The organism is Mycolicibacterium sp. HS_4_1, from assembly GCF_054515875.1.
This window is the reverse complement of record NZ_CM137261.1, coordinates 3,574,232-3,587,921: the sequence shown is the minus strand read 5'-3', so window position 1 is coordinate 3,587,921 and position 13,690 is coordinate 3,574,232. Positions and strand designations below refer to the sequence as shown.

The 13,690-nt window shown below is 69.2% G+C and carries 11 protein-coding genes; 6 read left to right on the top strand and 5 right to left on the bottom strand.

Annotated features, from left to right (window positions below):
- Positions 1-66 precede the first annotated feature (66 nt).
- Complete coding sequence (locus ACX12F_RS17175) at positions 67-738, top strand: hypothetical protein (RefSeq protein ID WP_459365728.1); 672 nt, start codon at positions 67-69, stop codon at positions 736-738.
- On the opposite strand, the gene ACX12F_RS17170 is transcribed toward ACX12F_RS17175, so the two are convergent.
- Positions 735-2,354, bottom strand: coding sequence for a 4-coumarate--CoA ligase family protein (locus tag ACX12F_RS17170; RefSeq protein WP_459365727.1), 1,620 nt, complete (start codon positions 2,352-2,354; stop codon positions 735-737). The two genes, ACX12F_RS17175 and ACX12F_RS17170, sit on opposite strands and share 4 nt — an antisense overlap.
- A 120-nt stretch (positions 2,355-2,474) precedes the next feature.
- Positions 2,475-2,891, bottom strand: coding sequence for a F420-dependent biliverdin reductase (locus ACX12F_RS17165; RefSeq protein ID WP_459365726.1), 417 nt, complete (start codon positions 2,889-2,891; stop codon positions 2,475-2,477).
- A 32-nt stretch (positions 2,892-2,923) separates the two neighbouring features.
- On the opposite strand from ACX12F_RS17165, the gene ACX12F_RS17160 reads away from it, so the two are divergent.
- From ACX12F_RS17160 to ACX12F_RS17145, 4 genes are read left to right on the top strand one after another with little or no spacing between them, the layout of a single operon-like run.
- Positions 2,924-3,682 carry an SDR family NAD(P)-dependent oxidoreductase gene (locus tag ACX12F_RS17160; RefSeq protein WP_459365725.1) on the top strand — a complete coding sequence of 253 codons (759 nt, stop codon included), beginning with the start codon at positions 2,924-2,926 and terminating at the stop codon, positions 3,680-3,682.
- 28 nt (positions 3,683-3,710) lie between these two features.
- Positions 3,711-4,895: a precorrin-6y C5,15-methyltransferase (decarboxylating) subunit CbiE gene (gene cbiE / locus ACX12F_RS17155; RefSeq protein WP_459365724.1), complete on the top strand. Its 1,185-nt coding sequence runs from the start codon at positions 3,711-3,713 to the stop codon at positions 4,893-4,895.
- Positions 4,892-5,647: a precorrin-4 C(11)-methyltransferase gene (gene cobM, locus ACX12F_RS17150; protein WP_459365723.1), complete on the top strand. Its 756-nt coding sequence runs from the start codon at positions 4,892-4,894 to the stop codon at positions 5,645-5,647. Before cbiE ends, cobM begins: the two co-directional genes overlap by 4 nt.
- Entirely contained in the window at positions 5,647-6,396 is a 750-nt protein-coding gene (locus ACX12F_RS17145; RefSeq protein ID WP_459365722.1) for a cobalt-precorrin-6A reductase, read from the top strand. The genes cobM and ACX12F_RS17145 overlap by 1 nt, the downstream gene beginning before the upstream one ends.
- Before the next feature lie 43 nt (positions 6,397-6,439).
- Here the strand turns inward: ACX12F_RS17145 and ACX12F_RS17140 are convergent, their stop codons facing one another.
- From ACX12F_RS17140 to cobG, 3 genes are read right to left on the bottom strand one after another with little or no spacing between them, the layout of a single operon-like run.
- Positions 6,440-7,909, bottom strand: coding sequence for a precorrin-2 C(20)-methyltransferase (locus ACX12F_RS17140; RefSeq protein ID WP_459365721.1), 1,470 nt, complete (start codon positions 7,907-7,909; stop codon positions 6,440-6,442).
- Positions 7,910-7,937: 28 nt separating this feature from the next.
- Positions 7,938-8,564: a precorrin-8X methylmutase gene (locus ACX12F_RS17135; protein WP_459365720.1), complete on the bottom strand. Its 627-nt coding sequence runs from the start codon at positions 8,562-8,564 to the stop codon at positions 7,938-7,940.
- Between the two features lie 9 nt (positions 8,565-8,573).
- Positions 8,574-9,695: a precorrin-3B synthase gene (gene cobG / locus ACX12F_RS17130; protein ID WP_459365719.1), complete on the bottom strand. Its 1,122-nt coding sequence runs from the start codon at positions 9,693-9,695 to the stop codon at positions 8,574-8,576.
- Positions 9,696-10,099: 404 nt separating this feature from the next.
- Between cobG and cobN the strand changes: the two genes are divergently transcribed.
- Positions 10,100-13,690, top strand: coding sequence for a cobaltochelatase subunit CobN (cobN, locus tag ACX12F_RS17125; RefSeq protein ID WP_459365718.1), 3,591 nt, complete (start codon positions 10,100-10,102; stop codon positions 13,688-13,690).

Here is a 13,690-nt window from a genome sequence, read left to right as displayed (position 1 = left end):
TGCGATGATGAGAGTTCAGAGTGCGCCGCGGGGTGCCACTCAGTAGGGGAGTGATCGGGGGCGGACGTGCGCCGTGACAATGCGCTACGGACTGCGGGGAGTCTCGCGGCAGCGGCATTTCTCGTGGTGGCCGGCCCCACTGTCGCGATCGCAGCGGCCAGCCCGGGCGGGTCCCACGGCAACGGTGGAAACAGCGGTTCGGGAAAGGCGGGGTCCGGCCAGAACAGCACCTCGCGTGGCAACTCTGGTGCCGGTGGATCGGTCACGCATGCTAATTCCGGCGGCAACTCAGCCGTTTCGGGCCAGACCAACACCGGAAGCTCATCCAGCGGTAAGAGCGGCGGCAACAGCAGTGCTCCGGACACCCAGTCCAACAACGGTTCCGACAACCCCGCCGCGACGCCGACGCGTACACCAGCCACCCAGCCGACGGCGGTGGTCGTAGCCGAACAGCACACCGGCACGACGGCGGCCGGACATTCGTGGTGGGCGGCGCCTGCGGTGGCCCCACCCGCTGTAGAGGTGCACATGCCCGCGGCACCGCGCGAGGACGCCGCTGCGGATCTGCTGTCGGCCGCCCACACCGGCGTCCCGGTGTGGGCCGCCGCCGAGCCCGTCGGATTACGGAGCGATCTGTTCGGGCTGGCCGGGCTGGTGTTGATGCCGCTCGTCGGGCTCGTGGTCGGCTATCGCCAGGCCAAGGCCGTGCGCGACGCCGACCTGACGATCGGTCCCTAGAGCTCGCGGATCCCGCGCAGTTCGCGGCGCAGAATCTTGCCGGCCGCGGACTTCGGGATGGCATCGATGAATGCGACCTGCCGGACCTTCTTGTACGGCGCGACCTGCCCAGCGACGAAATCCATGATCTCGTCGCCCGACAGGGCGGACCCCGGTTGCCGCACCACGAATGCCTTCGGCACTTCCTCGCCCGATTCCGGATCACGGACCCCGACCACCGCGGCATCGGCGATCCCGGGATGCGTCAGCAGCACGGCCTCGAGTTCGGCCGGCGGCACCTGGTAGCCCTTGTACTTGATGAGCTCCTTGAGCCGGTCGACGATGTAGATGCAGCCACTGGCGTCGACCCGGGCCAGGTCACCGGTATGCAGGAAACCGTCGGCGTCGATGGTCTCGGCGGTGGCCGTGTCGTTGTTGAGGTAACCGGTCATGACGTTGGGGCCCTGGAAGCACAGTTCGCCGACCTCGCTCAGGCCGTGCTCGGGCTGGCCGATCTCGGCTCCGGTATCGGGGTCGACGATCTTGCTGACGGCATTCGGCACCGTCCAGCCGCACGAGCTCAGTGGCGCGACGGCGCCGACGAGTTCGCGACCACCGTCGAACGGCATGCAGTGGCTCACCGGGCTCAGCTCACTCATGCCGTAGCCCTGCACGATGGGGCAGCCGAGCCGGTCGGAGACCGCCATCCCGAGGTCGTCGTCGAGCGGCGCCGCACCCGACATCAGACCCTTCAGGGAATCGAGCCGGTAGGAGTCGACCATCGGGTGCTTGGCCAGCGCGACGGCGACCGGCGGCGCGATGAACGCGAACGTGCACTTGTGGTCCTGGATGGTCTCGAGGAACACCGCGAGATCGAAGCTCGGCATGATCACCAGCCGGGCCCGGGCGTGCAGCACGGAGTTGAGCAACACCGTCATGCCGTAGATGTGGAAGAACGGCAGCACAGCCAGTACGCGGTCGTCGGGGACCAGGCCCTGGACCGGCCGAATCTGCGCCACGTTCGCCGCCAGATTGGTGTGGGTGAGCATGACGCCCTTGGGATTTCCCGTGGTGCCGGAGCTGTACGGCAATGCCGCCAGATGAGTGGCCGGGTCGAAGCCGACGTGTGGTGCGGGCAGTGCGGTGTCCAGTAGTTCCGCTGCGTTCGGATGGCCGTCCACCGTGGAACCCGGACCGTCGAGGACGACGATGCGGTCGGCGGCCAAGCCGACCTCGCCGGCGGCCTGCAGCGCCTGCGGTGCCAGCGCAGTGACCGTGATCAGCATGGCGGCACCGGAGTCGGTCAGCTGCTTGGCGATGTCCTTGGCGGTGAACAACGCGTTGATGGTGGTGGCCGTGGCGCCGGACCGCAGGATGCCGTGAAAGGCGACCGCGAACGCGGCGCTGTTGGGTGCCAGCAGGCCCACCACGTCGCCCGTGCCCAGGCCGCGGGCGGCCAGCGCACCGGCGAACGCGTCGATGCGGTTGGTCAGCTCGCGGTACGTGTACTCCGTGCCGGTCGCTACCTCGGTGATGGCGATGCGGTCGGCATCCGCCTCGGCCAGATCGCCGAAGATGTACTCGTAGACGGCCGTAGTCGGGATCTGGACCTCAGGAAAAGGGCTGGCGATAGTCATGGCGTCTTAGATCGAACCATGCCGGGGCGACGCGAGTCATGCCGGTTGGTGGCCTTTGCCGGCCGGGTTGGCAGGCCGCGTTACACCTCGTCGCCGAAGCGCAACGCCCCCGTCGCGCGACTACGCCTCGCCGCGGTCCAGCAGCCCACTGGAGCCGAGGACGCGTTCCACCCGGACCTCGATCACCACGCGCCGGGGATTGACCCGCGGCGTGCGGTAGCGCTGCGCATATCGCAGTTCGGCGTCGCGAACGTCGTCGGCGTCATGGCTGACCGTCGACTTGCCTTCGAGCGACAACCACCGGGCGCCGTCGACCTGGCTCAGCACGGCAACACCACGCTGGGCCGCGTTGAGGGCCTTCTGGGAACCGCCGGTGGTGATGACGCGCGCGATGTGGGTCTTGGGGTCGAAGGTGAAACCGACCGCCACGACGTGCGGGGAATTGTCCGACCGCAAGGTGGTCAGCATTGCCAGATGACGCTCGGTGAGGAATGCCAGCGCGTCACTGGTGAGCCGTGTCGTTGCCTTCGCCATCATGATCAAAAGTAGCGCAGGTGATAATCGCAGCCGTGAACGACACGGCGGATACCGGCGGCGAGGTGGTCGTCGTCTTCGGCGGCCGCAGTGAGATCGGCCTGGAACTAGCCATCTTGCTGGCGCCGGGCAACACGGTGGTGCTCGCGGCACGCCGGGCCCACCAGCTGACCGACGAGGCGCAAGCGGTTCGCGCGGCGGGCGCTGCCGGCGTCCAGACCCGCGAGTTCGATGCCGACGACCTGCCCTCGCACGCCGCGTTGATCGGCGCGATCGAAGCCGAGCACGGCCCGATCGGCACCGCGGTACTGGCCTTCGGCATCCTCGGGGACCAGGCCCGGGCCGAGGATGATGCCGCCCATGCGGTGGCCGTCGTGCACACCGACTACGTGGCCCAGGTGAATCTGTTGACGCTGCTGACGCAGCGAATGCGTGCCGCCGGCCGGGGTCGGCTCGTGGTGTTCTCGTCGATCGCCGGCGCACGGGTCCGCCGGGCCAACTACGTCTACGGTTCGGCCAAGGCCGGCCTGGACGGCTTCGCCTGCGGGCTGGCCGACGCCCTGCACGGCACCGGTATCCAACTGCTGATCGTGCGGCCCGGCTTCGTGATCGGCCGGATGACCGAGGGTATGGAGCCGGCACCGATGTCGAGCACGCCGGCGCAGGTCGCCGACGCCGCGGCCCGGGCCCTGGGGCGTGGCAAGGGCGCGGTGTGGGTGCCGTGGGGGATTCGGCCGCTGATCTTCGCGACGCGGTTCGTGCCGAAGGCGATCTGGCGCAGGATGCCGCGATGAGCGCTTGCGCGAAGAGCAGAGGACGCAGATGACGGGGAACGGGAAGATCACCGTCGTCGGTATCGGAGCCGACGGCATGGCCGGCCTCGGCCAGGCCGCGCGCCGTGAACTGCTCCGCGCGACAGTAATTTTCGGTGGTCCCCGGCAGCTGGATCTGCTGGACGCGCAGGTGACCGCCGAGCGGCGGGCCTGGCCGTCGCCGATGCTGCCGGCCCTGCCCGCGTTGTTCGACGGTCTGTCCGACGTCCATGCGGTGGCCTCCGGCGACCCGATGCTGCACGGCATCGGCGCCACGTTGATGCGGCTGTTCGGCCGGGAGCGAGTGACGGTGCTGCCGCACGTGTCGTCGGTGACGCTGGCCTGCGCGCGGCTGGGGTGGAGTGTGCAGGACACCGAGGTGATCAGCCTCGTCAACGCCGCACCGCACACCGCGATCCGGCACGGCGGGCGCGCGGTGGTGTTGTCCAAAGGCTCCGATACGCCGCGGGTGCTGGCCCGGCTGCTCGACGAGACTGGTTGTGGCGAGTCGCAATTCACCGTGCTCGAGCAACTCGGCGGCCCCGCCGAACGGATCACCACCATGGTTGCCGCGGAGTGGGCCATCGACGGCCCGGACGTGGACGCACTGAATGTCATTGCCGTGCAGTACCTTCCCGAACGACGTGTCGCTTCGGTGCTACCGGACGCGGCGTTCGGCCATGACGGACAGATCACCAAGCAGACCATCCGGGCGCTGGCGCTGACGGCGCTGCAGCCGCGTCCCGGTCAGGTGTTGTGGGACGTCGGATCCGGGTCGGGGAGCATCGCCATCGAATGGTGCCGGGCGTCCGGTGGCCGAGCGGTCGCTTTCGAGCGTGACGAGGTGCGCCGCGAGCGCATCGCCAACAACGTCACGATGTTCGGTGTGCGCGTCGATGTCCGTGGTGCCGCACCCGGCAGCTTCGCCGACGTGCCAACGCCGGACACCATCTTCATCGGCGGCGGCCTCACCCAGCCGGGGCTGTTCGAGGCCTGCTTCGACGCGTTGGAGCCCGGTGGCCGGCTGGTCGCCAACGCGGTGACCGCGGAGTCGGAAGCATATGTGGTGCAGCGCTATGCCAAACTCGGCGGCGACCTGCGACGCTTCCAGCACTATCACGGCCAACCGATCGGCGGCTTCACCGGTTGGCGCCCGGCGTGGCCGATAACCCAATGGACGGTGGTCAAGAAATGACCGTGTACTTCATCGGCGCGGGACCCGGCGCCGCCGACCTGATCACCGTGCGGGGACAACGACTGCTGCGGTCCTGCCAGGTCTGCCTCTACGCCGGCTCGATCATGCCCGACGACCTGCTGGCGGAGTGCCCGCCGGGCGCGCGGGTGGTGGACACCGGTCCGCTCAACCTGGAGCAGATCATCGCCGAGCTCGCCGCGGCGCACGAAGCCGGACTCGACGTGGCGCGCCTGCATTCCGGTGACCCGTCGATCTACAGCGCCGTGGCCGAACAGTGCCGTCGGCTCGACGAACTCGGTATCGACTACGAAATCGTCCCGGGCGTACCGGCTTTCGCGGCCGCCGCCGCCGCGCTCGGACGGGAGCTCACGGTGCCCGGTGTCGCTCAGACCATCACCTTGTCGCGCGTTGCCACGTTGTCGACGGCGATGCCCGACGGCGAGGATCTCGTCACGCTGTCCAAACCGGGCGCCACGCTGGTACTGCATCTGGCTGCGGCGCAGATCGACAACATCGTCCCGCAGCTGATCGAGGGTGGATACCGCCCGGAAACCCCCTGCGCGGTGGTGGCTTTCGTCAGCTGGCCGACCGAACAGGTCCTCAAATGCACCCTGGCCGAGCTGGCCGAACGAACGAAGGCGGCCGGCATCACCAAGACCGCCGTCATCTTTGTCGGAGACGTGCTGGGCGCCCAGGGTTTTGCCGATAGTTATCTGTACTCCAGCGGCCGTCGCCGCGGGACGCGGCATTGATGACACAGCCGGGGGACCGCTCGCCGACGAAGCTACTGCTCCTGGGCGGCACCTCCGAGGCACGGGCGCTGGCCGCGTTGCTGTACCCCGATGTCGAGCTGATCAGTTCCCTCGCGGGCCGCGTCCCGGACCCGGCCCTGCCGGTCGGACCCGTCCGGATCGGTGGCTTCGGTGGCGTCGACGGCCTGCGTGCCTATCTGAAGGACAACGGGATCACCGCCGTCGTCGACGCCACGCACCCCTTCGCCGCCAACATCACGGCCAACGCCGCGCGGGCCTGTGCCGGCTTGCATCTGCCGCACCTGATCTTGGCCCGGCCCGCGTGGCCGCACGACGACGCCATCGTCGTCGCCGACGACCGGCAGGCCGCACAGACCGTCAAAGATCTTGGCTATCAACGGGTCTTCCTCACCACCGGACGTTCGGGCACCGCGGTGTTCCGCTCATCGGACGCCTGGTTCCTGATCCGTGCGGTCACACCGCCGGACGCCGACACCCTGCCACCGAATCACGAAATCGTGCTCTCGCGCGGCCCGTACGACTACGACAACGAGCTCGCGCTGCTGCGCGTGCACCGCATCGATGCGCTGGTCACGAAGAACAGCGGCGGGAGTATGACCCGCGCCAAATTGGACGCTGCTGCGGCGCTGAACATCCCGGTGATCATGGTGGATCGTCCGGCACTGCCGGATGGGGTGACGGCGGTCGACACCGTCTCCGACGCGGAAACCTGGGTCAGGCAGCGCTGATCAGATCCCCCGCGTTCGGGTTCGCACCTGCGTCAACCGTTGGTCAGCCCGGGTACGTCCGAGGGGTGAAGACTCGGTCGCCATCGGCGGTGGTGTGCCACACCGTCTGCGACGAACCGATGATCAGCAGGCAGCGCATGTCGATCTCGGCCGGCTTGAGGTCGGCGAGGCGTACAACGGACACCGACTCGTTGGGTCCGGCCACGTCGCGTCCGATGACCACGGGCGTGTTGGGGTCGCGGTACTCCAACAGCAGGTCCTGCATGGCAGCCACCTGCCAGGTCCGGGTCTTCGACGCCGGGTTGTAGATCGCCAGCACCATATCGGAGCGGGCGGCGGCGGTGAGCCGCTCGGCGATGATGTCCCACGGCTTCAGCCGGTCGGACAACGAGATCACCGCGTAGTCGTGGCCGAGCGGCGCGCCGACGCGGCTGGCCACCGCCTGCGCGGCGGTCATCGCCGGGATCACCCGGACGTCCACGCCTGGCCACTGCTGGGCCTCTTCGAGCACCGCGGTCGCCATCGCGAAAACCCCGGGGTCGCCCGAGGACACGACGGCGACGGTGCGGCCCTGCTGGGCCAGCGTGCAGGCGAGCCCGGCGCGGGCGCGCTCGTCGGTGTTGTCGCTGGGGTGGCGCTGCTGGCCGGGACGATCCGGCACCCGGTCCAGATACGGCCCGTAGCCGATCAGATCGGTGGCGGCCGCGAGTTCCCGACGGGTCTGGGCCGTCGTCCACTCGGGGTCGCCCGGACCCAGCCCGACCACCACCACGCTGCCGACCGTTGCCTTGTCGCGTCGCCCACCCGGGAGGATCGCGATCGAGAAGTACGGGACCGTCGCGTCGTCGACGTCAGCGGCCGGCAGGACCCGCTGCGCCTCGGTGCTTGCGCGTTCCACGTAGAACGCCTCGCCGAGCCGTCCTGCTGACGAAAGTGCCTGTCGCACAGTGGGATACGACCGGCCGAGCTTCATCACCACGGCCGCGTCGGTGTCGGCCAGCCGGCGCTGCAGCTCGCCCTCGGGCAAGGTGCCGGGCAGGACGGTGAGCACTTGCTCGCCCTGCACCAGCGGTGTCGAGATCGCGGCCGACGCGGCGCTGACCGACGTCACTCCCGGCACGATCACCGCATGGAACCTCTCGGTCAACCGCGTGTGCATGTGCATGTAGGAGCTGTAGAAGAGTGGATCGCCCTCAGCGAGCAGCGCGACGTTGCGGCCCGCCGCCAGGTGGGTGGCGATGCGCTCGGCGGCCTCGGAGTAGAAGTCCTCGATCGCGCCGTCGTACCCACCTGGGTGCGACGTGGTCTCGGTCGTGACCGGGTAGACCAGGTGTTCCTCGATCTGGTCGGGACGCAGATACGGTTCGGCGATGCGCCGCGCGATGCTGTGGCCGTGCCGCGCGCTGTGATAGGCCACCACGTCGGCCTCACCGATCAACCGGGCGGCCTTGACCGTCACCAGTTCCGGGTCGCCCGGACCCAGGCCGACACCGAAGAGAGTTCCCGCTGTCATCGTCCACCTTCTGCTCGTTCGGCAAGCCTCACTCGCGTTCACTCGCAATCGCGTTCACCGCGGCGGCAGCCATGGCACTACCGCCACGCCGCCCTGTCACCACCAGATAGTCCATGCCGCGCGGCCGCGCGATCAGTTCGTCCTTCGACTGTGCCGAGCCGACGAAGCCCACCGGACCGCCCAGCACCGCCGCGGGCACCGGCGCGCCCTCATCCAGCAGCTCCAGCAGCCGGAACAGCGCGGTCGGCGCATTGCCGATGGCCAGCACGGCGCCGCCGAGCCGGTCCGCCCATAGATCGACGGCCGCCGCCGAACGCGTGCTGCCGAGCTTCGCGGCCAGTTCTGGGGCCCGCGGATCGGCGACCAGTGACACCACCTCGTTGTCCGCCGGCATACGCGAGCGGGTGATGCCGGCCGCGACCATCGACGAGTCACACAGGATCGGGGCTCCGGCGGCCAGCGCCGCGTGGGCGCGCGTCACGACGTCGTCGGTATAGGCGACGTGCGCGGCGACATCGACCTGGCCGCAGGTGTGGATCAGGCGTACGACGACGCGCGAGACGTCGTCGGGAAATCGCGCCAGATCCGCCTCGGCGCGGATCGTCGCGAACGACTGCCGGTAGATCTCCGCAGCGTCGCGGACGTAGTCGAGCACCCGATAACCCTACGGGTGGCGCGGTTGGTACCCCGAGTTGGTCGCCACCAGCACTTCTCCGACGGGCGGACTGCCGCATGCGCGCTCACAGCCGACGAAGTGCCGGCGCCCGCCGGGCTCGCCGGACTCCGCTGCCGCGGCGGCATCACTCCGGACGTCGGCGCGTGACTTGGCGCACCCCGGGCTGCCGGTGCAGGCACTGATCGTCAACCACGGGGAGTGCTCGTCGAAGACCAGACCCAGCGGCGCCAGCACGCGCAGTGCGGTGTCGGCAATACCCTCCTCGAGGTCACAGATGAGTAACGAGCGCCATGGGGTGACCACGACCGGGGCGGTGATTGCTGCCACAAACTCCGCGGTACGGGCCTGCAGCACACCCAGCGGAACAGCCGCGCCCAGCGTGATCCGGCCGTCGTCCTGGGTGATCCAGCCGACCGGCGGGGCGTCGACGGGCGGCCAGGTGGCGCCCGACGGGTCGGTGGGGTGGAGCCCGGCGCCGGTCAGGAGCTCGTCGGTATTGTCCAGTTCGCTTGTCCGCCAGCGGTTCCCGCGAATCTCCTGGAAGGTGTGGGCGAGGTCAAGCAGGGTGCCGGCGGCCTGTGCGGCAGGAATCCGCACCCCGGTGTCACGGCCCGCCACCAGCACGGCGGCGGTGTCGGGGGACACCAGATGGGTGCTCACATCGGGTGCCAGGCCCGAGATGTCGCTCCGGCCGTCGTCGACCCCGAACCAGAACCGTCCGGGTAGTTCGGCCAGGTCAGGGCGGTTTTGTAGCCCGGAATCGAGGTCGCGGACCACGTCCCGGACATCGCCCAGTCCGCCGCTGCGGCCCGTCAGCGGCGACGCCACGATGTTGCGGACCCGTTCGTGGGTCGGCGAGGGCAGCAGGCCTGCCGTATCGACCGCCGCAGCCAGCCCTGCTGCGTCGTGGATGCCGCGCACCTGGATATTGCCGCGGGAGGTCAGTTCCATTGCCGGTGAACCGAATTCGGTCGCGGCGTGGGCCAGCGCCTCCAGTTGCCCAGCGGTGATCATGCCGCCCGCCAGGCGGATGCGGGCGAGGCCGCCGTCAGCTGCCTGGTGCACCTGCAGGGCGCCTGGGCAGGCGTCGTCATCGCGCGTCCGAATCACCTTGTCCACGTTACGTTGTGCGGCGAATAGTGAAGTAGGTCACTGCCGTTTCCGGCCTGTTCCCTGCCTTACAAGTCCCTTGTTTTCGCCGCATCGGCCCGTACCGTGGAACACGAACTTCCGTTTGCTCCACCGCTTTCGGATGACCCAAGGAGGGACGCAATGTCCGATTTCGCTTTGTACGTTGGTGGCGTCTTCGCTCTCATCGTGGCCGCCGGCCTGCCGTACCGAGGCAAGACCTGGTACTCGCGTTGGAGTGCCACCGAGCGCTGATCCCAGCAGCTTCACGTAAGTGAGACCGCCGACGGGGCGGGTTGCCCAGCAACCCGCCCCGTTGTGCATTCCGCAGCACCCCTACCGAGGGCAGGCACCACTGGAGGCCGCCCGTACGGTACGAATAGGCGGTGCCGACCGTACTGCTGCTCTCGACGTCCGACACCGACCTGATCACCGCCCGGGCCAGCGGAGCCGGGTACCGATGGGCCAACCCGTCCCGGTTGATCGACGGCGAATTGCCGGACCTGCTGGCCGGCGCGGACCTGGCGGTCGTGCGGGTGCTCGGCGGCTACCGGACCTGGCAGGACGACATCGACGCCGTCGTCGCCACCGGAATCCCGACCGTGGTGCTGTCGGGTGAGCAGACGCCCGACGCCGACCTGATGGGCCACTCGACCGTCCCCGCCGGCGTCGCCCTCCAGGCGCATATCTATCTGGCGCACGGCGGCACGGAGAACCTGCGCAACCTGCACTCCTTCTTGTCGGACACGGCCCTGATGACGGGGCTCGGCTTCGGTGAGCCCGAATCGACCCCGAGCTGGGGGCTGCTGCGCACGCGAGGAGCAAATGAGCACGAGGCGCGCGAGTCCGAAGTGACCGGCCCCACCGTCGCGGTGCTCTACTACCGGGCGCAGCAGCTGGCCGGCAATACCGCCTACATCGACGCGCTGTGCGGGGCCATCGAACAGGCCGGCGGCCGTCCTTTGCCGATCTTCTGCGCCTCGCTGCGCACTGCCGAACCCGAACTCATCGAGTTGCTCGGGACGGCCGACGCCCTGATCACGACCGTGTTGGCGGCCGGCGGCGCGACCCCGGCCCTCGCGAGCGCCGGCGGCGATGACGACAACTGGAACGTGGCGCACCTGGCGGCTCTCGACATCCCGATCCTGCAGGGCCTGTGCCTCACCAGCTCGCGTGCCCAGTGGGACGAGAACGACGACGGGCTGACGCCGCTGGACGTCGCGTCGCAGGTCGCGGTGCCCGAGTTCGACGGCCGCATCATCACCGTGCCGTTCTCGTTCAAAGAGATCGACAGCGAAGGCCTGATCTCGTATGTCGCCGACCCCGAGCGCTGCGACCGGGTGGCCCGTCTGGCCGTCCGGCACGCGCGCCTGAAGCACATCGCACCCGCCGACAAGCGCGTCGCCCTGGTGTTCTCGGCGTACCCCACCAAGCACGCCCGCATCGGCAACGCCGTCGGACTCGACACCCCGGCCAGCGCCGTGGCGCTGCTGCGCGCCATGCGCGACACCGGCTACCGCATCGGTGACGTTCCCGGCGTCGACGCCGAAGATGGGGACGCCCTCATCCACGCCATGATCGAGCGCGGCGGTCAGGACCCCGACTGGCTCAGCACCGAAGCGCTGGAAGCCAACCCCGTCCGGGTGTCTGCCAAGGACTACCGCGCCTGGTTCGCGACCCTGCCGGCCCGACTCACCGACGCCGTGACCGAGCACTGGGGCGCGGCCCCCGGTGAGCTGTTCGTCGACCGCTCGCAGGACCCCGACGGTGAAATCGTCATCGCCGCAATGGTTTCCGATAACATCGTGCTCATCGTCCAGCCGCCGCGCGGATTCGGTGAGAACCCTGTCGCGATCTACCACGACCCCGACCTGCCGCCGAGCCACCACTACCTGGCGGCCTATCACTGGATCAACAAGCACTTCGGCGCCGACGTGATGATCCACCTTGGCAAGCACGGCAACCTGGAATGGCTGCCCGGCAAGACGCTCGGCATGTCCGCGGCATGCGGCACCGACGCCGCACTGGGCGACCTGCCGCTCGTGTACCCGTTTCTGGTCAACGATCCCGGGGAGGGCACGCAGGCCAAGCGCCGCGCGCACGCGGTGCTGGTCGACCACCTGATCCCGCCGATGGCCCGCGCCGAGACCTACGGCGACATCGCCCGGCTGGAACAACTGCTCGACGAGCACTCCACCATCTCGGCGCTGGACCCGGGCAAGCTGCCGGCCATCCGCCAGCAGATCTGGACGCTGATGCGCGCCGCCAAGATGGACCACGACCTGGGGCTCGAGGACCGGCCCGACGAGGACGTGTTCGACGACATGCTGCTGCACGTCGATGGCTGGCTGTGCGAGATCAAGGACGTCCAGATCCGTGACGGCCTGCACATCCTGGGCCAGGCGCCGGACGGTGAGGCTGAGCTGGACCTGGTGCTGGCCATCCTGCGGGCCCGCCAGCTGTTCGGCGGCGAACAGTCGGTGCCGGGGTTGCGCGAGGCGCTGGGCCTGGCCGAGGACGGCTCTGCTGCACGCGACGCCGTCGATGCCGCAGAGAGTCAGGCCCGTGAGCTGGTCGCGGCGCTGCAGGCGTCCGGCTGGGACGCCGCCGCCGTCGATGGCATCACCGACAACGCTGAAGTCGCGAAGGTGCTGCGGTTCGCCGCCACCGAGGTGGTGCCGCGGCTGCGCGCGACGGGCCGCGAGATCGACCAGATCCTGCACGCCCTCGGCGGCGGGTTCATCGCGGCCGGACCGTCGGGCTCCCCGCTGCGCGGCCTGGTCAACGTGCTGCCCACGGGCCGCAATTTCTACTCCGTCGACCCCAAGGCCGTCCCGTCCAAGCTCGCGTGGGAAACTGGTGTGGCGATGGCGGATTCGCTGCTGGAGCGCTATCGCACCGACTACGGCCGCTGGCCGGAGTCGGTCGGGCTCTCGGTCTGGGGCACCTCGGCCATGCGCACCGCGGGCGACGACATCGCCGAAGTGCTTGCGCTGCTGGGTGTTCGGCCCATCTGGGACGACGCGTCGCGCCGCGTGGTCGGGCTGGAGCCCATCGCGCTGGCCGAACTGGGCCGTCCACGCATCGACGTCACCGTCCGCATTTCCGGCTTCTTCCGCGATGCCTTCCCGCACGTGGTGACGATGCTCGATGACGCGGTGCAACTGGTCGCCGGGCTCGATGAATCGGCCGAGGACAATTACGTCCGTGCCCACTCGCAGGTCGACATCGCCGATCATGGCGACCAAAGACGCGCCACCACAAGAATTTTCGGGTCAAAGCCGGGAACCTACGGCGCCGGACTGCTACAGCTCATCGACAGCCGCAACTGGCGCGACGACGCCGACCTGGCCCAGGTGTACACCGCCTGGGGTGGCTTCGCCTACGGTCGCGGCCTGGACGGCGCCCCGGCCACCGACGACATGAACCGGGCTTACCGGCGAATCTCGGTGGCGGCCAAGAACACCGATACCCGCGAACACGACATCGCCGACTCCGACGACTACTTCCAGTACCACGGGGGCATGGTCGCCACCGTCCGCGCATTGACCGGCAAGGACCCGGCCGCCTACATCGGCGACAACACCCGGCCCGACGCCGTCCGCACCCGCACGCTGTCGGAGGAGACGACGCGCGTGTTCCGGGCCCGGGTCGTCAACCCGCGCTGGATGACGGCGATGCGACGGCACGGCTACAAGGGCGCCTTCGAGATGGCTGCCACCGTCGACTACCTGTTCGGGTACGACGCCACGGCGGGCGTCATGGCCGATTGGATGTACGAGCAGCTCACGCACAGCTACGTGCTGGATCCGGAGAACCGCAAGTTCATGTCCGAGTCCAACCCGTGGGCGCTGCACGGCATGGCCGAGCGGCTCCTGGAGGCGGCGGGGCGCGGCATGTGGTCGGCGCCGGAGTCCGAGACCCTGGACGGCCTCAAGCAGGTGCTGCTGGAGACCGAAGGGGAGCTGGAAGGCTAG

Excerpts from the sequence above, each read along its gene's own strand:
- ACX12F_RS17145 (WP_459365722.1), top strand. The coding sequence starts at position 5,647 with ATGACACAGCCGGGGGACCGCTCGCCGACGAAGCTACTGCTCCTGGGC.
- cbiE (WP_459365724.1), top strand. The coding sequence starts at position 3,711 with ATGACGGGGAACGGGAAGATCACCGTCGTCGGTATCGGAGCCGACGGC.
- ACX12F_RS17170 (WP_459365727.1), bottom strand. The coding sequence starts at position 2,354 with ATGACTATCGCCAGCCCTTTTCCTGAGGTCCAGATCCCGACTACGGCC.
- ACX12F_RS17140 (WP_459365721.1), bottom strand. The coding sequence starts at position 7,909 with ATGACAGCGGGAACTCTCTTCGGTGTCGGCCTGGGTCCGGGCGACCCG.
- cobM (WP_459365723.1), top strand. The coding sequence starts at position 4,892 with ATGACCGTGTACTTCATCGGCGCGGGACCCGGCGCCGCCGACCTGATC.
- ACX12F_RS17165 (WP_459365726.1), bottom strand. The coding sequence starts at position 2,891 with ATGATGGCGAAGGCAACGACACGGCTCACCAGTGACGCGCTGGCATTC.